Source organism: Faecalibacterium sp. I4-3-84 (genome assembly GCF_023347255.1).
GTDB lineage: Bacteria > Bacillota > Clostridia > Oscillospirales > Ruminococcaceae > Faecalibacterium > Faecalibacterium taiwanense.
Map to the genome: position 1 here is coordinate 1,255,570 of NZ_CP094466.1, position 18,299 is coordinate 1,273,868.

An 18,299-nucleotide genomic window follows, 5' to 3' on the forward strand; every position below is an offset into this window, starting at 1 on the left:
TTTTATCAGTTCTGAGCGGCCTGCTCTACTTCTGCCTGCTTATTGGCAACGATCATGAAGGGGATATACACCAGCGTTGCCAGTGCCAGACCAATAATCTGCACCACAACACCCTGCCAGCCGTGGCCAATCAGTGCACTCAGCAGCACGGGCGTACCAAAGGCAACGTCAACGGTGTTGCAGGGCATAAAGCCAATCGTGCTTGCAAACAGTGCAGTACCGGAGCACAGCATAACAGAGAGGATGGAGGGAATCAGCATGGTGGTGTTCAAAACCAGAGGCAGGCCAAAGACCATGGGCTCGCTGATGCCGAACAGTGCGGGGCCAATGGCAACTTTGGCAACAGCGCGATAATCTTCACGCTTAGACACCAGGAAGATGGCCAGACAGACGGGCAGAGAAACCGGCAGAGCCACAAATGCGACCCAGAAGCCGTAGGTGATGGGAGAGGACGGAGTCTGACCAGCAGCAACAGCGGCAACGTTTGCAGCCAGAGCAGCAGCTAAGAACGGGTCACGCACAGGCTTGATGATCAGGTCACCATGGATACCCAGGAACCAGAATGCACGGCAGACCAGAATGATGATGAACAGACCGGCAGGACTCTGGAATGCATTCTCCAGAGGATGCTGGATGGTGGTGTAGATCCAGTCGGTCAGGTACTGGCCGCTGATCTGACGGAATGCGTAACCGCCAACGGAAACGCCCAACAGGGTGAGCACGATGGGGATCAGAGCGTTGAAAGAAGTAGTGATAGCAGTGGGAACAGATGCCGGCATCTTGATCTTGAGCTTATCGAAGGTCATCAGGAAGGCGAACAGCTGGCTTGCCAGAATGGCGATCAGCATACCCACGAACAGACCCTGAGAACCCAATGCTGCACCGGGCAGGCCACTGGCGGTGCCAGTCTTGTCGTCCACCACTACAGAGACGATCTGCGGGCAGATGGTCAGATAGGAAGCCAGCGCCATAATAGCGGAGATGTGCTCTGGCACATTGTTCTTCTTGCCCAGCTTGAGGCCGATCAGGAACACGATGGGCAGGGTCATGCAAGACAGCGTTGCAAAGTTTGCAGCGGTAAAGATAGGCTTCAGTGCTTCCAGTGCGGGGACCCACTTGGCAAGGCCGGTAGTGGTGCTGCACAGGATGGTGTTGAACAGGTTCATGAACGAGCCAACGATAACGAACGGCATGTAGATGGTGAACGAATCCTTGATTGCACCAAGGAACTTGTTTTCGTCCACTTTTTCGGCCACCAGGCTCATGCCATCAACGAACTTGTCGCTAAATTTACTCATGTTTTTTCTCCTCCAAAAGGGATTTTCCAAACAACTCAGCCGTTGTTCACCAGATCCTCGGCCTGCTTCAGAATGGCAGCACCGTTGCAGCGGCCATAGGCCAGTGCATCAATGACCGCCACCGGTGCACTGTCACCCACAGTTGCCTTGACCTTGCGCTGCAGATGGCGCACCTGCGGGCCCAGCAGCAGCACATCAAAGTTGCCAACGTTCTCCGCAATCTTGTTCTGATCCACAGCCCAGATCTCATAGTCCTTGCCCTGCTCCTTTGCAGCGTCCTTCATCTTCTGGACGACGACGCTCGTGGACATTCCCAAGCAGCAAGCCAGCATGATTTTCATAACGATCCTTCCTTTCTTGTGTTCCGTGTTTATTTATGATTCTGCTTATAGAGTTCAATGAACTCTTCTGCAAAATCGATGGACATGATTGCCATGGTCAGGTGATCCTCTGCGTGGATCAGCACGATGTTCAGTTCCACGCTCTTGCCCTGAGCTTCGCTCTGCAGCATATCGTTCTGTACATCGTGCGCCTTGGCCATCTGCTCTCTTGCTTCGGCCAGATTTTTTTCGGCCTGTTCAAAATTGCCGTTGCGGGCCTCCTCGATTGCCATCAGTGCCAGCGATTTTGCATCACCAGCGCAGGCGATAATTTCAAATGCAACTTCGTACTTCTCGTCATCAACCATTTTCTTGTTCCTCCAGTCCTTGTTCTTTTTGTCTCAGCAGCCCCAACAGGACCTCGAACCGGCGCTCTGCGATCAATTTGCAGATGCAGGCTTCATCGACCATAAGCTGCGCAACAACCTGATAGAATTTTTGCAGTTTTGCGGTGGCATCGTCCGCGATGGACACCAGAAATACCACCTGTACCTTTGCTTCGCCCCACTGCACGGGCTTGTCCAGAATGGCAAGGCAGACGAAGGTATCTTTGCTGACTGCCTTCCACGGATGCGGCATTGCCACCAGCCCACCAAACGAAGTGGCGGCCAGCGATTCCCGCTTTTTCACGAGCTGTAAAAAATCATCCGGCAGCTTTTTTTTGCCGCACACGAACCGGCACATCTGTTCCAGTACCTGCTCCCGTGTTTCGCAGTTGAGATGTGGCAGAAATAGCTCCGGGCTGAAATATTCTTCCACAGTCCCCTTTTTGCCCTGCATCAAGAGCTTTTTCATCTGGGTCAGTTCTTTTTCGGTGGGGAAGAACTGGATCTGTCGGATGGGCACCGGGACATAAATGGGAATAGGCACCGTGGAAAACACATAGTCGATCTTACTGAAGTTCACGCTCCGCAGCCCGATCACGTCACAGGTCTGTACCCGGCCCAAATTCTTGCCGAATTTCTGCTGGTAGCGGTAAGCCAGCAGCTGGGCGCTGCCTTTGCCGCTGGCGCAGACGATCAGGATGTTTTTAGGTGCCCACTCTTTGGCCTTCTGCCGTTCCAGTGCCAGCGCAAAGCTGACGGCGATATAACCGATCTCGTCCTCCTTGATGGGGTTCGGGCTGATGTCTTGCAACACGCTGCACGCCTGCGTGGCCATCTCGTAGGCCAGCGGATACTCCCGCTTGATATCCTGCAGGATCGGGTTCTTCATCCGCATCCCACTCTTGATCCGCGCCAGCAAGGGCACCATGTGCATGCACAGGCCCATGCGCAGTTCCAGATTGTCCCGGAAGTCGATGCGGAACGCCTCGTAGATTTGCTCGATCATATCCGATACGATGCGGTTGACCTCCTGCGGAATCACCAAATTTTCATCCGAGGTCATTGCGTTTGCCCGGTACATCTGTTTGCCGTTCAGATGCATAGCAATGTAGCAGACCTCCGGCAGTGGAAAAGCCACGCCCGTCATGTTTTCGATCTGCACGGCGATGTGGCTGGCCACTTCCAGGATCCGCTCCGGAAGGTCTGCCTGCATACCATCCGAGCTTTCTATCGCGTGCCCCGTGCGGATGCGCTCCACTGCGACCTCAAGGTGGACCGCCAGATTATCCAGCGCCATCGTGGACATGGCGAATTTTTCTTTTTCCAGCACCCGGCTGACCAGCTCCTGTATCTGCTGCCCGACCGGGCGGCTCTCGTCCCGCTGCGCCGCAATGCAGATCCTACGGTTCGTCTCACGGCCTACCACGCAGATGCCGTAGCCCGGTTTGCGGCGGATGCTCAGCCCGTATTCCGCCAGCTGCCGCTCCACTTCGCGCAGATCGTTGGAGATTGACCGCCGCGACACAAAAAACTGCTCGCTTAGATCATCCAGCTTGGAATAGCCATCCTTTTCCAGCAGATACTGTCTCAGCCGCTGTATCCGCTCCTGCGCGTCCTGCGGGATGCCGGTCTGTTCTCCCTGCTGTGGTTTGCTGCCCGACACATACGTCTGTGCATCCGTGATCTCAATGCCGAACCCCCTGCCGGGTTTGGCTGTGATGCAAAAGCCATTTTCCTGCATTTCCTTTGCGTAGGTCTTAATCAGGCTCCGCACTGTTTTGCCGCTGAGTTTCAGTTGTGCGGCCAGTTCATCCGCCGTCATAGGGCCACTTTGGTCCAGTATTTCAGCGATCGTCCAGATCCGCTCGTCCATCTTTTCACCTCCCCGGCCTGTTGATTAGCACATTTATTTTCTTATCGCTGTTAAAATTATAGCATTTTTGCTCAATTCGTTCCACGTCCAGAATTTCCACATCCACTCCGGAAATTGTTGCATGTATATTTTACCGTTTGGATATTCTGCCAGTCAACACAAAAACCGCCCCGGCTTCCTGCTTCGGAAACCGGGGCGGTTCATTTGCGTTATGGTTTTTTATTTGCGCTTTTCAAGCGCTCGCACGGTCACTTGCGGGGATTCTTGATAGCAGCCTGAGCGGCAGCCAAAATTACAGAGCGTTCGGAGTAACGACACATCGCGGTTTTCAATTTTTCAGTTGATTCCAAGCTCTTTCATCAACTCCGCACGGCTCTTTTCATCTTCGAAAGCCCTCTTTACATCGTCAATGCGATTCTGGTCAAGGAGCTTCTTTACCAGTAAAGCCATTTTGTTTTCTCCGCGGCTCTCGCCTTTCACGATGCCTTTTTCAATGCCTCTGTTTTCCACTTTATCAAGCACATCACACATATTGCGTGGGCCTCCTTTCCTGTCATCGGTACTGGTATTGTATGCGTCTTCAAATCGGTGATCATACCATTAAACTCATTCAGGAACTCACCTCCGAGATTAACGAAATCGAAGATTCCATTCAGCAGATCATGGATGAACTGAACCCGCCGATTCTTTCGATTCCGGGCATAGGAGTAAACTCCGCCGCTGTGATCCTCGCAGAAATCGGGGATTTCTCCAATTTCAGTTCTCCTGACAAGATTCTTGCTTATGTTGGCTGCTCTCCATCTACATACCAGTCCGGAAAACTCACAAACTGTTACGCTCACATGGAAAAACGTGGCTCTCGCTACCTGCGACATGCCCTTTACAACGCAACCAAGTATGTCTGCCATTGGAACCCAGTCTTTGCTAAATATCTTGCCAAAAAACGTGCTGAAGGGAAGCACTACAATATTGCCTTATCCCATGCCATGAAGAAACTCGTGCGGCTGATCTATGCCTTGCAGAAATCCGGCAAGGCATATCTTGCAGCTGCCTGATTTTCTCCTGAGCCTGAGCTAGATCCAAGAACAACTTAGCTGGCGCAGCGAACCCTTGACGAACCGAAGCATTCAAATGCTATCCTGTTCGTGCGAGGGCTGGCTGGGCTTGCTTTGCTGTTCTCTCCGTCGCCCTCGCTGCTCTGATTTCAGCATTTGAATGCTGTTTGTCAGGGGCAGCGGTCGGCAGACGGATTTTTTCATTTTGGGTCTTGACTTTTAATAGTTAGTCTCCGTTTTCTTTTCAACGCACTTCGCTGATGTGACGCATCATACACCCGTTACGCATAAAACGCAAGCGTATATGAAAACATAGTGTCAATATTCATGTTTGAATGAAATATATTCACACTTGCTCCGTGCAGCGCCCCACTTGCCCGCCTTGGGGCAGCGCCGGATGCCGTTTGGCACCCGGGTCGTGCGCAGCCAATTTGCCCGCTCTGCCGCACTTTGTCCCATTCAGGATCCGGCAAAGCAAAAAGCCCCTGTTCTCCATTGCATGAGAACAGAGGCTTTTTCCGCTCTGCATTCCATTTTGCGGCAGTCCCCCGATGGGCGGACTGCCCCGCCGGGACTTACTTCATGGGCAGCTCACCCTTGGACTCCTGTGCCCAGTGCTCCACCACCATCTTGGGCGCGTACACAAAAATCGTGCGCATCTCGGTGTCACCGGTGTTCTTCAGTTCATGGCGCTGCATGGGGGGCAGATAGATCACATCATCCGACTTGATAGGCACCGGCTCTCCGTCAATGATCATCTCACCGGTGCCGGACAGGATGATGTAGGTTTCCTCGGTCTCATGGGCATGTTCCGGCACACCGCCGCCGGGATGGACATTTGCGGTACCCACCACATAGTGCTCTGCCTGCAGGGGGCTGTCCACACCCACCAGAACGCGGGTACGGCGGCCTGCCGGGAACTCGGTGCCTTCGATATCCTGATAAATGCTGATCTTATGGATCTCTGCCATGGTGTTTTTCCTCCCTTTATACTGCAAGGCTCTGCTGGAACACTGCAGACAGAAACGGGCGCTCCCCCTTCTGTGCGGTGCCAGCTTCGAGCTTTTCCAGAATTTCTTTGCGTGCCGCGGTCGCTTCGATGGTGACCAGCTGCTTTTCGGGGTCCACTGCTGTCACCGTGCCTTTGACATAAACGGTATCGTTCAGCAGCACTGCACTGCTGAAGTGCACCTTCTGGTACGCCGTACAGGACGTATCCCCGCACAGTCTGTTCAGGACCGGCCCAACCAGACCCACCGTAAGCATCCCATGGGCAATGCGGCTGTGGTAGCTCATCGTTGCGCCAAATGCTGCACTGACGTGCTGAGGTGCATAGTCGCCGCTCAGCATCGCAAACATCATCACGTCTGCCTCGGTCACGGTCTTTGCCGCATAGGCGGTATCCCCGACCCGAATTTCCTGTATGCACTTTGCAGTGACCGACTTATCCTGCGTCAACGCTCCTCGCCTCCTCTGCACATCCGGACATCCTCCACCGACTCGCCCTGCATCACAAGCTCACCGGCGGCGTTGTAGGCGGTCAGCTCCACGCGGACCTGCCCTTTTTCTTCGTCGATCTCCCTGACCTCGGCGCGGGTCGTAAGGGTGTCGCCCACCTGCATCGGCTTTCTTACCGAAAAACGGCGTTCCACCGGGCAGGAGGAGGGACGGAGCAGACGGTTTACTGCGCCGCCCATCATGCTGGCGATCAGCATAGACGGGACCAGACGCATTTTGTAGCTGCTGTGCTGTCCGTAGGTCTCGTTCAGGTACAGCGGGTTCATGTCGCCGCTCACTCCGGCAAACAATGTCACGTCCGAGGCGCTCACCGTTTTGGGAAACAGCGCAAAATCGCCCACATGCAGTATTTTAGGGGGATAGCTCATTTCCATCGTGTTCCGCCTCCTTTCAGTGCACCTGCATCAGTTCCCGCACATAGCCGTCTGCAACTATTTCATCGTTCTGGTTGTACACAGTCGTGCGGACATAGACATATTTCTTTTCGAGCACCTTTCTGGTCACTTCCCCCACCACGGTGATGGTGTCGCCCACATAGACAGGCTTATAAAAGGTCAGCTCCTGATCAATGGTCACGGCACCGGGGCTGGCGATCTCGGTGGACACCGGCCAGGTATAGCTTGCCAGCAGTTCACTCTGCACGGCACAGCGCCCTGCAGATGTCGCTGCGGCAAACTCGGCATTGGTGCTCAGCGGCTGGCTGTCGCCGGTGATGCCGGCAAACAGCGTGACATCCGCCTCGGAAATGGTCTTGGAATAATACGCCTTCTGTCCCATGGGGATGGACTGGACGTTTTTTTCCTTTTCGTTCAATTCCAATGTTGACAAAATCAGCACCTCCCATCACTCCGGCAGCAGTGCCGCAAACTCCACCGCATGTTCCGGTGAAAATGTTTTTTCTCCCGCTGCGATCTCGCGGACCAGCCGGACAGCTGTATCATTGAAAGGGGTCGGCACCCCGCGTTCCAGTCCTGTGCGGCAGACAAAGCCGTTCAGCGCTCCGATCTCGCAGGGGCGTTTTTTCTGCAGGTCCAGCAGCATACTGGGAACGGCAGGCGCATTCCGTGCAAACAGCTCCGGCATCTTCGCAAGCACCTGCTGTTCTTCCCGCAGGGTAGAAAATGCAAGCTCGGCGGGGTAATCGTACCCTTGCACCGGTTCAAACTTCACCCCGGCGGCATGTCCCACCGCGATACACTCCCGCAGCAGATACAGCGCGATCCGACGCCAGCGCGCATCTTCCAACACAGCACCGCATTTTCCGCCCAGAATGCTTGCCGGGCAGCTGAGTGCCGCATTGATGAGCAGCTTGCTCCAGCGCAGACCCAGCAGATCTTCCACCGGCTCTGCCGGGCAGAACCGTTCCAGCAGTGCCTTTACCGGGTCCAGCCTCCGGGGATCTGTGCCGGGCAGCGATCCGATCTTGAAATGCAGCGAGCTTTCCGGCGGCGAGAGCCGTGCCTGCCCTGCCCCGATGCGTACCGCGTTCCATGTGACCACACCGCCCGCCACCCGGTCTGCACCAAGCGCTGCTGCCAGTTCCGGTTCCGGGATGCCGTTCTGCAAGGCGCACACGATCCCATCCGGAGCCAGATGCTCTGCCAGCCGGGGCAGCGCCGCCGTGTTTGCCATCTGCTTTGTCAGCAGAAGGATCACGTCATAGCGTCCGGACATCTGCTGCGGTGTGCACGCCTTTACCGGAACTGTCCACTCCCGCAGACCCGTGATGCGTGCCCCGCTGCGGTTCAGTGCATCCACATGCTCCTGATCGCGGGACACAAGCTCTACATCGGCCCCGCTGCGGGTCAGCGCCGCGCCAAGCACTGTTCCCAGCGCCCCGGCACCGTACACCGCCGCCCGCATCGCCTATTACAGGCGGCGGATATGGAATCCGCCGTCCACATCAATGTAGTTGCCGGTGGTGTAAACAAAATCGTCATCGCATACCAGACGCGCGACCTTGCCCAGATCCTCCGGGGTGCCCCAGCGTGCAATGGGGAACTGCCCCTCGGCGATGAGGCGGGTGTACTTTTCGTGCACCACCTTGGTCATGTCCGTGTCAATGACGCCGGGGCGCAGCTCGTGCACCATGATGCCCTCCGCCGCCAGACGGTCGGCATAGCAGGTGGTCAGCATCATCAGGCCGGACTTTGCCACACAGTACTCCACACGGTTCGTAGAAGATACGGTGGCAGATGCCGAGCCAATGTTGATGATGGTTCCCCGTTTCGGCTCTTTTTCCGGGTCCCACGGCTGCTTGAGCATCTGATTTGCCACCAGCTGGGTCATAAACATGGTGCCCTTGAGCACGGTGCCCACCACAAAATCAAAGCTTTCTTCGGTGGTCTCCAGCATGTCCAGCCGGATCTTGGGGGCCACGCCTGCATTGTTGACCAGCACGTCGATCTCGCCAAAACGCTCGACCACAGCCTTCACAAAGCTCTCGCGATCTGCGGCAGTACGGGTGTCGCCCTTCTGGTACAGATATTCCGCCCCGGCAGCTTCCAGCTTTGCCATGTTCTCTTTGTAATCCGGACGGCTGGGATCTTCCAGATCATTCACGTCCAGAATCGCGATGTTATAGCCATGCTTTGCAAGCTCCAGTGCAATGCCAAACCCAATGCCGCGGCTTCCGCCGGTCACGATTGCAGTCTTTCTCATCATTCAATCCTCCTGTTCAGCCCGGGACTACCGGGGCTGGTTCATTGTCTTGTTTTGTCAGATCCCGGACCGAATTGCGTTCCACCAGTCTGCCCGGCACCACAATGTGGTTGCCGCGGGTAGCGGTGTCGCCGTCGATCTGCCGCATGAGGATGTCCACCGACACGGTGGCGATCTGCTCGATCGGGTGGTGCCATGTGGTCAGTGCCGGCAGCATGTACTGTGCACGGTCAATGTCATCGTAGCCCACCACCGAGACGTCCTGCGGGATCGAAAGTCCAAGGCTTGCCGCCGCGCTGTACACACTGTCCGCCAGCCAGTCACTGAACACAAAAAATGCAGTGGGGCGGTTCGGCGCGGCAAGCAGCCTGCAGGCTTCCTCATATGCTGTGCCGGTATTTTCCGCGCACAGATACGTTACTTCTTCGTCCGAGATACCATATTTTCGGAATGCATCCTGACAGCCTAGGTAGCGTTCTTTGAAGTGCTGCTGGTTCACATCACGGATGAGACATGCCACGCGGCGGTGCCCGTTTTGCAGCAGGCATTCCACCGCAGCACATGCACCGCGGCGATTGTCGTTGGTGACGCAGGCAGCGTCCACATCCATCTCGCGATTGATCAGGATCACCGGCACATCGGTGCTCCGGATCAGGTTACTGATCCGCTCCTGATTCTCATCACAGGCGATCCACACAATGCCCTCTGCCCCGAAGGAGCTGGCGCGCTCAAAGCAGCGGTTCTCCTGCTCTTCGGTGTTGTCCGAGATGCCCAGCAGGATGCTGTAATCGTGCTTGCGCAGATTTTCTTCAAAGCATGTAACCATCTTGGGGAAGAAGGCATTTGTCAAATCCGGCACGATCAGCAGCACCGTGCGGCTTTTGCCGCCCTTGAGGCTGCGCGCCATCTGATTGGGCACATAGTGCATTTCCTCCGCCGCTCGCAAGACCTTTTTCTTGGTCTTGGCATCCACCAGCGGGCTGTCCGCAAGTGCCCGTGACACAGTACTGTAGGATACGCCTGCGTACTTTGCAACGTCTTTGATGGTTACCATACTACCACTCTGCCTTTACTTTAAATATTTACTGGAATGCCGCGCCTTTGCGGTATTCCTGCCAGACTTTTTCAAACCATTCGGTCGTTTCCGGGATCGGCCTGCAGCCGCGCCAGTAGAAGGTGCACGCGCCCTGCGCATACTCCACCTCCTGTATGGTCTGCAGCATCGTTCCATCCTCCAGCACGAAGCGGAAAATCTCCGGCAGCGATCCCAGCGGTTTTTCGCCCGCCGGGTCGCAGATCAGGTAAGAGCCGCGGCTCCTGCCGCCCTGCTGGATGTAATTGCGGATCGCAGACAGATATACGAACTGACTTACCGCCAGATCCCGTAACCGATAAAGTTGTCCCAGAAGCAAGGGAGTGGACAGGGATGCTTCTTTCTCGATGCGATGCAGCTGCTGCAGTGCTTCCTCACACGCTGTCTGTACTGCCTCACGCCCACGGATCACCGCACCGCAGCAGGACATGCGCTCCTGCAGTGCTGCACGCTCTGCAGCCATATCAAAGCTGCCTCCGCGCTGCAGCGCCTGCATGCCAAACTCCATTGCAGCCCAGATCTGTTCCCCGGCTGCCGCAAGCACCTGCTGCTCGTCCGGCGGGGCAAGAGCCGCATCGTGGTGTGCAATGTAGCTTGCCGCTCGGATGCCGCCCACCTGACCCGCGTTCAGTGCCGTGCCGCCCGGGCGGTACACGCCATGGGTGCCGTTCACCTCACCTATCGGATACAGGTGGCGGATGTTGCTCTGCCACCAGCAGTCTCCTGCCAGTCCGCCGTTGTTGTGCTGGGCACAGATGGCGATCTCCAGCGGCTCGGCGGCAAGGTCGATGTTGTGGCTGCGGTACAGCTCGATGGCGGCGGGGTTCATTGCCGCAAGGCGCTGGATGGGCAGTTCCTGCATGGAACCGGACTCCCGCAGATATTCCAGTGCTTCTTCGCTGAGCTTTGTGTAATCCATTTTGCCATCGGTCAGGGCACAGCGCGGGTTGCGCCGATAATCCAGAAAGACGCGCCGCTTTTTCTGCACCGTTTCAATGTAGATCAGGATGTCGATCAGCGAAGAGCCATAACTGCGGGTCTTGCGCGGGTCAAAGGGCCACTGATAGCCCTTGAGGAAAATCGCGTTGAGCTGGGACTGCGCATCCGGAAAAGCATCTTCCAGAAACTCCCGCTCATCGCCGCCGTTCTCATCGGTGGAGATGTAGCAGGGCAGCACCTGCTGGTAGCTGCCGGAGAGGTTCCAGCGGAACTTGATGGATGCGATGCCATACTGCGACTCGGTAAGGTTTTTGCCCCGTGCACCCGCACGCAGCGCCAGACCCGTGCCTCCGGTCTGCGCCGTGGGGTACACCGAGGTTTTGTACATTCCGGCTTCGCCGCCGGTGGCGTAGATCACATTTGCGGCACCGAACACCGCATAGGTCGGTTCCTGCTTTTTGTATTCCAGCGCCAGCACACCAATTGCCTTTTTCTGTTCCCCGTCCGGTGCCGTGAGGATCTCCAGAGCCTGATAGCCTTCCAGGATCCGGACACCCAGCTCCTTTGCTTCCTCGATCAGCCGTTCGGTCATGTATCTGGAAGTCAGCGGACCTGCCGAAATGCCGCGTTTGAACGGATCGTGGTCCGTTTTGTAGCCCACATACTCCCCATACCGGTTACAGGGAAACGGCACTCCGATATCGACCAGATGGAAAAACGCTCTCGTCGAGACCGCCGCCTCCGCCAGTGCGATATCCCCATCCACGCAGCCGCCATCAAACAGCGTCTGTGCCATCTGACGCACGCTGTCCGGCGTGGTTCCGGAACTGGTAAGCTTATAGTAGGTCTGCTTGTCCGAGCCAGTATTGCGCGAGGTCCCAAAGGTCAGTCCCTCGGTAAGCACTGTTACGTCCTGTATGCCCTGTTTTTTCAGGGCGATCGCGGCATTTAAGCCTGCCGCTCCACTCCCTACAATTATAACATCGCTGCGCCGGAATGTAAATTTCTTCGTTTCCATGATTTGCAGTCCTTTCTGCACCAGCAAGCTTTTTATCCGCCCTTTTGCTGTTCCTCACCTCTTTTTGCTCTGCAGATCACAGGACACGAATGTGGAAACCGCCGTCCACATCCAGATAGTTGCCCGTGGTATACGCCAGTTGATCGCTGCACAGCAGGGAGACCGCGTTTGCCACGTCCTCTGCCGTGCCCCACCGCGCAATGGGAAACGCCCCCTGCGCAATGAGCCTGTCGTACTTTTCCTGCACGGTGGTGGTCATGTCTGTGGCAATGACGCCGGGCCGCACCTCATGCACCAGAATGCCCTCCGGGGCGAGGCGCGCAGCATACAGTTTAGTCAGCATGGACACCCCCGCCTTGGACACGCAGTATTCGCCGCGGTTCAAAGACACCACATCTGCCGAGCAGGACGAAACGTTGACGATGGTGCCGCGCTTGACCCTGCCTTCCATCGAAAGCCCGATCATGTGTTTTGCAATGAGCTGGGTAAAGAACATGCTGCCCTTTGTGTTGACGCCCAGCACGCGGTCGTAGCTTTCCTCGGTCATCTCCAGCAGGTCGGTGCGGGTCTTGGGTGCCACGCCTGCGTTGTTGACCAGAATGCGGATCTCGCCCAGCGTCTGGACCGCTTCCCGGGCAATGCGTGCACGGTCTGCGCTGCTGCCCAGATCTCCGCTGAACCAGTAGAACTCTGCGCCGTCCGCTTTCAGCGCGGCCACCGCATCGGGGTAGCGTTCCTGCGGGCCTGTACTGATGATCCCCACCCGGTATCCGTCTTTTGCCAGCTGCCGTGCTGCCGCAAGACCGATGCCGCGGCTTGCTCCGGTGATCAGTGCTACATCTTTTTTCATCGGATCACTCCACCAGACCTTTCCGCATTTCCTGCTCAAAGCGCTGACATGCTGCCGGGATGCCGTCCGGTTGACGGTACACCGTGTAGACACCGGTGACAAACAGGTTTGCACCGCGCCGGACGCAGGGCTGAACATTGGGATAATTGATGCCTCCGTCAATGGAGATCAGAAACTCTTTGCCTGTTTCCTCCCGGAGCTTTGACAGCTCTTCCAGCCGCGGCAGCGACTCCACCATGAACTTCTGCCCGGCAAAGCCCGGTTCCACAGTCATCAGCACCACCAGATCCACCCAGTCCAGATACGGGTGGATCACGTCCACCTGCTGCGAGGGGTTGAGCACGATGCCCGCCTTCATGCCAACTTCGCGGATAGCACGCAGGCTGCGGATCACAAAATGGGTGCTGTCGGCGTGAAAGCTGACATAGTCTGCGCCTGCGGCGCGCAGGGGTTCGATGTAGGCAGCAGGGTCTGTGACCATCATATGCACATCAGCGATCGCCTGCGGGTATTTTGCTTTCAGGTCTGCAACCAGCCGCACCGGATAACAGAGGTTTGGCACATAGTGCCCATCCATGATATCAATATGGAACCAGCGCACCCCGCTGTTCCAGAACTGGCGGATATCCTCTTCCAGCTCCAGCAGGCTGCTGTTTGCAAGCGAGGGACAGTTGATCAACGCCTGTTTCATGGTCATCACTCCAGTTTATCGCCAAAGATCTTCTGCGTGCGCAGGTCCATAAATTTGCGGTCCTCTGCTGTGGTGGACACCATCACATACGCGTAGGTGATGCCGCCGCAGGGGCAGCCCACATTGGGATGGTAGCCGTGGGGAATGGTGATCACGTCACCATTCCGCACCAGTGCTGCCACGATGGGCTGGTCCATATCATCGTACACGAACTGTGCGGCAAAGCCATTGCCCATGCCAAAGTAGACGTACGTCTCCTCGCGCTCCCTGCCGTGCTCGTGGGGCGGCCATGCGGTCCAGCCGCCGTCCGCGCCATGGCAGATGCCGGTGAGGAAGCGGGAGGAATCGAAGGATTCGTCAATGTAGTTCCACACATCGCGGCGGGTGCCGTTTTCCACCTTTCCATACACCTTGTGGCGGCTGTCCTTGTCCACATCCGCAAAGCGAATGTGACCGAACTTCGTCCTGCGGGTACAGGGTGCGCCGTAACGCATCATCACCCCGCCCTCGGAGGAAGTGAAGGTGATGCCGGACTCGATGGGCAGATACAGCATATCCATCTGGACCGCCGTGCCGCTCTGTCCCTCTGTCTGATAATCCACCCTGCCTCCGATGCAGATGAAGCACAGTTCTTCCGCTCCGCTTTCCAGCGCAACAGGCTCCGCTCCCACTTCCACACGCTGTACCGAGGTGTACACCATGCCAAGGTCTGCCGGTTCTTTTTTCGTCAGGATCTCATGCGGTTTGAAATACTGTTTCATAACGGTTCTCCTTTACAGAATCAGGACCTGCGGCATATCCCATGCCTGATCCTTATAATAAAAGGTCTTGTGCGGGAAGATTTCCGTGCGGGTCAGGATCCGGTTTTCGTTCTCCCCCACCAGCAGCATATCCTCGGATTTGAACCCGGTCACCGATGGGTTCCAAGCATAGAGCTGATGTGCCTGCACCTGTCCGGGCAGATCCGGAGTCAGCCGGTTTTCCCGCGTCTGGAAACCGCCCATGCCGCCCTGATGGTGCAGAGCGATCTGCTCGCCTGCCCCCACTTTGGCATAACGCCGTTTCAGCTGTGCAAACAGGGTGCCGTATTGCTTGCCCGGGCGCGTCTCCGAGTACAGCATTGCAGCCACCTGACACGTTTTTTCCTGCGCGGAGAGGAACACCTCCTCCGGTCTGCCAAAGCTAACAAACCGTGTAATGCTTGCATAGAGCCCGTTTTTCTGTGCTCCCATGGACAGCATCATCGTTTTTTTTAGCGGATACGGGCCGCTCAGCGCGTGGCGATAACGTGCAATGTGCTCGTCCGCAGGTGTAAACAGCACATTGGGGATCAATCCGTTCGCCACCGCGCAGCCGGACAGTACGCCGGAAGCTTCCCATTCCGTCATGCCGGGATGGATGAGCAGGACCGCCCGCTCCACCGCGCTGCTGCACAGCGCTGCGACCTGCGCCGCTTCCTGCTCCTGCGTCCCCTGCAGGCAGGAGCGCAGCTGCTGCAGTTCCTCTGCGCAGTCCGCTTCCAGCAGGGGGGCGTTTCCGGCAAGTTCAGCCTGTGCCTGCACGGCAGGCTCTCCGTCCGCCCACGGCAGGGCAAGGATGCGGGGGACATCCCCCACTTCCTCTTCCTGCAGGCGGCGTGCTTCGATGTTATTGGTAATCAAGACCACTTCTGCATCGTTGATCACAGCGGTGCACACCGCGCCGCTGCCTGCGATGCCGATCTGCATCCTGCCCCCCAGCAGCCACGAAAGGTTCATGGGCTGGGTCAGGACGATCGCGCTGTTCCCTCGGCGGTGATACAGCGCACGCAATTGACTTATCCGAGGGTCACACTCCGTCAGCCGCATCTCACATCATCAGGTTGGGCAGCGTCATGCTCAGCGCCGGGATAAAGGTGATCATCAGCAAAACGATGACCATTGTCAGGTAGAAGGGCAGCATGCACTTGGTGACCTTTTCGATCTTGGCACCGCCCACAGCACAGCCGGCATACAGGCAGGAGCCAACGGGAGGCGTCAGCAGGCCGATGGCCAGGTTTGCAATGAGCATGATGCCGAACTGAACGGGATCCATGCCAAACTTCTGCACAACGGGCAGCAGGATCGGGGTCATAATCAGGATCAGCGGAGCCATGTCCATGATGCAGCCGAGCAAAAGCAGCAGAACATTGATCAGCAGCAGAACAACGATCTTGTTGTCACTGACATCCATCAGAATCCCGGTAAACTTTGCGGGGATGCGCAGGTAGGCCATCATCCATGCAAAGGCACCTGCCGCAGCGATCAGACTGTAGATCATGGCAAGGGTCTTGACCGTGTTGTACAGGATCCGGCCCATATCCTTGAGGCTCAGCTGACGGTAGACCAGCGTTGCCACCAGCAGGCAGTAGATGCAGCCGATGGCTGCGGCCTCGGTAGCGGTGAACAGACCGGCAACAACGCCGCCCACAATGATGAACATTGCGCCGATGGCAAAAACAGCGTCCTTGGTGATGACCAGAGCTTCCTTGAACGATACGGGATCACCCTTGGGGTAGTTCCGTTTGATCGCAAAAATGTAGCAGAGCGCCATCAGTGCAACGCCCAGCAGGATGCCGGGCGCATAGCCCGCCAGAAACAGCTTGCCGACCGACACGCCGCCTGCGGTCATTGCATACAGCACCATGTTATGACTGGGAGGGATCAGAAGTCCCTGACATGCACTGGAAACGGTAACGCAGATGGAAAAGTCCTTATCGTATCCGGCATCCTCCATCATGGGGATCTCGATCTTGCCCAGAGAGGAAACGTCTGCAACCGCAGAACCGGAAATGCCGCCAAAGAACATGGAAGCAAGCACGTTCACAAAGGCCAGACCGCCGCGGAAACGTCCCACCAGAACATTGGCAAACTTCAGCAGTCGGTCTGATATTCCGCCTGCACCCATGATCTCGCCCATCAGGATAAAGAACGGGATCGCCAGCAGCGAGAACGAGTTGACGGATTTTGCCATCTGCTGCACCATGGTCATCATCGGGATATTCAGGTACAGCATGGTCGTTGCGGTAGCGATCACCATGGCAAACGTTACCGGCAGGTGGCATATGATCATCACGGCAAATAAGCCGATCAGCAAGAAAACAGCAACAGATTCCTGCATAATTCACCCTCCTGTTATTTTTGTCAGTCGATCAGTTCGCTGCGCTCTGACCGCCATCGTCCAATGACGCTTCCAGCAGCTGATCGCCGTATTGATTCGTATTTTTATACTTTTTCCAGCCCAGCAGATCCAGCACTGCAAAAAATGCCATGAATCCGCCGCCCACGGGGATCATCAGATACAGCATGCCTGCCGGCCACTTCGTAGCGGCAAGGGTGCTGCTCCATGTGCTCATTACGAGCTTTGTGCCAAAGAAGCACAGGAAGCAGCCGACCACAGCCAGGATCATCTTGTTGAGCACATCAAAAAACTTCCTGACGGGCTTCGGGAACAGATTATAGAATAGTTCAATGGCGATGTGCTGATCTTTTTCTTCACCGATCGCCATGCTCAGGAAGGTCATCCAGACGATGAGGAGCAGGGAGACCTCCTGTGCCCACTTGATGCTGTAGCTCAACACGTTGCGGCAGAACACGTCCGTCGAAACGATCACCACGATCACCAGCAGGACCGCCTGCGAGTAGCGCAGAAAAATGTTATATACCATGTTGAACAGCCCAATGAGGATCTGTCGAATCTTTTTCATCGCTTTTCACTCTCCAATCTTGCTTGCAAGGCCGCCCTCATTGCGGACTGCGGCGCATCGCATCCATTCATCAGACGGAATGCCTCAATGCCCTGATACAGCAGCATCCCGTCTCCGGTAAGGGTCGTAAGGCCTGCGGCACGGGCAGCGCGGACAAATGCCGTCTCCAACGGTTTATGGATGATCTCCGCACAGACCGTGGAACGCGGCAGCCGGGTCCAAGGCACCATGTCCACATGCGGCGACGGCGAGTCATTCATGCCCATGCTGGTGGCATTGATGAGGATCTCCGACTGCAGACAGCGCAGCGAGATGCTCTCATCCCCCAGCAGAACAAAATCCAGTTCTGCCTGCGGAAAGCGCTTGCGCAGCGGGCCGATCATCGCCATTGCCATCGGCTCATCAATGTTGCACACGGTCAGGCTGCTGACGCCGCTTTCTAGAAGGGCGTACCCCAGACCGCGTGCTGCACCTCCTGCACCAAACAGGAACACCCGTTTGCCCGCAGGATCTGTGCCGTTTTGCTTCATATTCTGTACAAAGCCGTCACCGTCCGTGTTATAGCCCTTGTAGACGCCGTTTTTGCAGGTGACAACATTGACAGCACCCAGAAAATCAATTTTTTCTTCCCATTCGTCCAGCAGCGGGATGATCGCCGTTTTGTGCGGCATGGTGACCGCCAGCCCTTCAAAGTGCAGCGCACGGGTGCCTTCCACTGCCTTTTTCAGCTCCTCCGGCGTTACACGGCACCCCAGCATCACGGCGTCCATGCCAAGTGCTTCAAATGCCGCGTTGTGCACCACCGGTGAAAGCGCCTGTTCGATGGGGTCTCCGAGGATCGCATAATAACGTGTTTTTCCCGTGATCATAAGT

General features: G+C 56.5%; 20 protein-coding genes and 1 pseudogene. 1 reads left to right on the top strand and 20 read right to left on the bottom strand.

Annotated features, from left to right (window positions below; genetic code table 11):
* Positions 1–5: 5 nt before the first annotated feature.
* The 5 genes from MTP41_RS06165 to MTP41_RS06185 all read right to left on the bottom strand — a co-directional run bounded on the left by MTP41_RS06165 (position 6) and on the right by MTP41_RS06185 (position 4,408).
* The gene (locus MTP41_RS06165; protein WP_120120523.1) at positions 6–1,298 is read right to left on the bottom strand and encodes a PTS sugar transporter subunit IIC; all 1,293 of its coding nucleotides are present in this window, start codon (positions 1,296–1,298) and stop codon (positions 6–8) included.
* A gap of 35 nt (positions 1,299–1,333) precedes the next feature.
* On the bottom strand, positions 1,334–1,639 hold the full coding sequence (locus MTP41_RS06170) for a PTS sugar transporter subunit IIB (protein ID WP_097777204.1): 306 nt from the start codon (positions 1,637–1,639) through the stop codon (positions 1,334–1,336).
* Between the two features lie 29 nt (positions 1,640–1,668).
* Positions 1,669–1,986, bottom strand: a complete 318-nt coding sequence (locus tag MTP41_RS06175) for a PTS lactose/cellobiose transporter subunit IIA (RefSeq protein ID WP_097800916.1) — start codon at positions 1,984–1,986, stop codon at positions 1,669–1,671.
* Complete coding sequence (locus MTP41_RS06180) at positions 1,979–3,877, bottom strand: BglG family transcription antiterminator (RefSeq protein ID WP_249236441.1); 1,899 nt, start codon at positions 3,875–3,877, stop codon at positions 1,979–1,981. The genes MTP41_RS06175 and MTP41_RS06180 overlap by 8 nt, the downstream gene beginning before the upstream one ends.
* Before the next feature lie 336 nt (positions 3,878–4,213).
* Positions 4,214–4,408 carry a hypothetical protein gene (locus MTP41_RS06185; protein WP_097777201.1) on the bottom strand — a complete coding sequence of 65 codons (195 nt, stop codon included), beginning with the start codon at positions 4,406–4,408 and terminating at the stop codon, positions 4,214–4,216.
* Between the two features lie 62 nt (positions 4,409–4,470).
* On the opposite strand from MTP41_RS06185, the pseudogene MTP41_RS06190 reads away from it, so the two are divergent.
* Positions 4,471–4,932: pseudogene (locus tag MTP41_RS06190) on the top strand (transposase); the annotation flags it as partial.
* Positions 4,933–5,507: 575 nt separating this feature from the next.
* Here MTP41_RS06190 and MTP41_RS06195 read toward each other — a convergent pair.
* From MTP41_RS06195 to MTP41_RS06265, 15 genes are all read right to left on the bottom strand, one after another.
* Positions 5,508–5,903 (bottom strand): cupin domain-containing protein, encoded by a 396-nt coding sequence (locus MTP41_RS06195; RefSeq protein ID WP_242959194.1) that lies wholly within the window; start codon positions 5,901–5,903, stop codon positions 5,508–5,510.
* 16 nt (positions 5,904–5,919) lie between these two features.
* The gene (locus MTP41_RS06200; protein WP_097777200.1) at positions 5,920–6,390 is read right to left on the bottom strand and encodes a MaoC/PaaZ C-terminal domain-containing protein; all 471 of its coding nucleotides are present in this window, start codon (positions 6,388–6,390) and stop codon (positions 5,920–5,922) included.
* Positions 6,387–6,824, bottom strand: coding sequence for a MaoC/PaaZ C-terminal domain-containing protein (locus tag MTP41_RS06205; protein WP_097777199.1), 438 nt, complete (start codon positions 6,822–6,824; stop codon positions 6,387–6,389). Before MTP41_RS06205 ends, MTP41_RS06200 begins: the two co-directional genes overlap by 4 nt.
* Before the next feature lie 16 nt (positions 6,825–6,840).
* On the bottom strand, positions 6,841–7,278 hold the full coding sequence (locus MTP41_RS06210; RefSeq protein WP_143405491.1) for a MaoC family dehydratase: 438 nt from the start codon (positions 7,276–7,278) through the stop codon (positions 6,841–6,843).
* A gap of 15 nt (positions 7,279–7,293) precedes the next feature.
* On the bottom strand, positions 7,294–8,301 hold the full coding sequence (locus MTP41_RS06215) for a ketopantoate reductase family protein (protein WP_165852909.1): 1,008 nt from the start codon (positions 8,299–8,301) through the stop codon (positions 7,294–7,296).
* Positions 8,302–8,319: 18 nt separating this feature from the next.
* Positions 8,320–9,114 (bottom strand): 3-ketoacyl-ACP reductase, encoded by a 795-nt coding sequence (locus MTP41_RS06220; protein ID WP_343214668.1) that lies wholly within the window; start codon positions 9,112–9,114, stop codon positions 8,320–8,322.
* A 13-nt stretch (positions 9,115–9,127) separates the two neighbouring features.
* Positions 9,128–10,165, bottom strand: a complete 1,038-nt coding sequence (locus MTP41_RS06225) for a LacI family DNA-binding transcriptional regulator (protein ID WP_097777195.1) — start codon at positions 10,163–10,165, stop codon at positions 9,128–9,130.
* 28 nt (positions 10,166–10,193) lie between these two features.
* On the bottom strand, positions 10,194–12,161 hold the full coding sequence (locus MTP41_RS06230) for an FAD-binding protein (protein ID WP_097777288.1): 1,968 nt from the start codon (positions 12,159–12,161) through the stop codon (positions 10,194–10,196).
* Positions 12,162–12,237: 76 nt separating this feature from the next.
* The gene (locus MTP41_RS06235) at positions 12,238–13,011 is read right to left on the bottom strand and encodes a 3-ketoacyl-ACP reductase (protein ID WP_097777194.1); all 774 of its coding nucleotides are present in this window, start codon (positions 13,009–13,011) and stop codon (positions 12,238–12,240) included.
* A 4-nt stretch (positions 13,012–13,015) separates the two neighbouring features.
* On the bottom strand, positions 13,016–13,702 hold the full coding sequence (locus MTP41_RS06240) for a ribulose-phosphate 3-epimerase (RefSeq protein ID WP_097777287.1): 687 nt from the start codon (positions 13,700–13,702) through the stop codon (positions 13,016–13,018).
* Positions 13,703–13,707: 5 nt separating this feature from the next.
* Positions 13,708–14,463 carry a 5-deoxy-glucuronate isomerase gene (locus tag MTP41_RS06245; protein WP_097777193.1) on the bottom strand — a complete coding sequence of 252 codons (756 nt, stop codon included), beginning with the start codon at positions 14,461–14,463 and terminating at the stop codon, positions 13,708–13,710.
* Between the two features lie 12 nt (positions 14,464–14,475).
* Positions 14,476–15,513, bottom strand: a complete 1,038-nt coding sequence (locus tag MTP41_RS06250; protein WP_165852910.1) for a M24 family metallopeptidase — start codon at positions 15,511–15,513, stop codon at positions 14,476–14,478.
* A gap of 37 nt (positions 15,514–15,550) precedes the next feature.
* Entirely contained in the window at positions 15,551–16,840 is a 1,290-nt protein-coding gene (locus MTP41_RS06255) for a TRAP transporter large permease (RefSeq protein ID WP_097777191.1), read from the bottom strand.
* A 31-nt stretch (positions 16,841–16,871) separates the two neighbouring features.
* Positions 16,872–17,426: a TRAP transporter small permease gene (locus MTP41_RS06260; RefSeq protein WP_097777190.1), complete on the bottom strand. Its 555-nt coding sequence runs from the start codon at positions 17,424–17,426 to the stop codon at positions 16,872–16,874.
* The gene (locus MTP41_RS06265) at positions 17,423–18,295 is read right to left on the bottom strand and encodes a shikimate dehydrogenase family protein (RefSeq protein WP_097777189.1); all 873 of its coding nucleotides are present in this window, start codon (positions 18,293–18,295) and stop codon (positions 17,423–17,425) included. The genes MTP41_RS06260 and MTP41_RS06265 overlap by 4 nt, the downstream gene beginning before the upstream one ends.
* Between the last annotated feature and the right edge of the window lie 4 nt (positions 18,296–18,299).

Coding starts and splice junctions, on each gene's coding strand:
- MTP41_RS06175 (WP_097800916.1), bottom strand. CDS start 1,986: ATGGTTGATGACGAGAAGTACGAAGTTGCATTTGAAATTATCGCCTGC.
- MTP41_RS06170 (WP_097777204.1), bottom strand. CDS start 1,639: ATGAAAATCATGCTGGCTTGCTGCTTGGGAATGTCCACGAGCGTCGTC.
- MTP41_RS06230 (WP_097777288.1), bottom strand. CDS start 12,161: ATGGAAACGAAGAAATTTACATTCCGGCGCAGCGATGTTATAATTGTA.
- MTP41_RS06245 (WP_097777193.1), bottom strand. CDS start 14,463: ATGAAACAGTATTTCAAACCGCATGAGATCCTGACGAAAAAAGAACCG.
- MTP41_RS06205 (WP_097777199.1), bottom strand. CDS start 6,824: ATGGAAATGAGCTATCCCCCTAAAATACTGCATGTGGGCGATTTTGCG.
- MTP41_RS06260 (WP_097777190.1), bottom strand. CDS start 17,426: ATGAAAAAGATTCGACAGATCCTCATTGGGCTGTTCAACATGGTATAT.
- MTP41_RS06240 (WP_097777287.1), bottom strand. CDS start 13,702: ATGAAACAGGCGTTGATCAACTGTCCCTCGCTTGCAAACAGCAGCCTG.
- MTP41_RS06235 (WP_097777194.1), bottom strand. CDS start 13,011: ATGAAAAAAGATGTAGCACTGATCACCGGAGCAAGCCGCGGCATCGGT.
- MTP41_RS06180 (WP_249236441.1), bottom strand. CDS start 3,877: ATGGACGAGCGGATCTGGACGATCGCTGAAATACTGGACCAAAGTGGC.
- MTP41_RS06185 (WP_097777201.1), bottom strand. CDS start 4,408: ATGTGTGATGTGCTTGATAAAGTGGAAAACAGAGGCATTGAAAAAGGC.
- MTP41_RS06220 (WP_343214668.1), bottom strand. CDS start 9,114: ATGATGAGAAAGACTGCAATCGTGACCGGCGGAAGCCGCGGCATTGGG.
- MTP41_RS06165 (WP_120120523.1), bottom strand. CDS start 1,298: ATGAGTAAATTTAGCGACAAGTTCGTTGATGGCATGAGCCTGGTGGCC.
- MTP41_RS06225 (WP_097777195.1), bottom strand. CDS start 10,165: ATGGTAACCATCAAAGACGTTGCAAAGTACGCAGGCGTATCCTACAGT.
- MTP41_RS06265 (WP_097777189.1), bottom strand. CDS start 18,295: ATGATCACGGGAAAAACACGTTATTATGCGATCCTCGGAGACCCCATC.
- MTP41_RS06195 (WP_242959194.1), bottom strand. CDS start 5,903: ATGGCAGAGATCCATAAGATCAGCATTTATCAGGATATCGAAGGCACC.
- MTP41_RS06255 (WP_097777191.1), bottom strand. CDS start 16,840: ATGCAGGAATCTGTTGCTGTTTTCTTGCTGATCGGCTTATTTGCCGTG.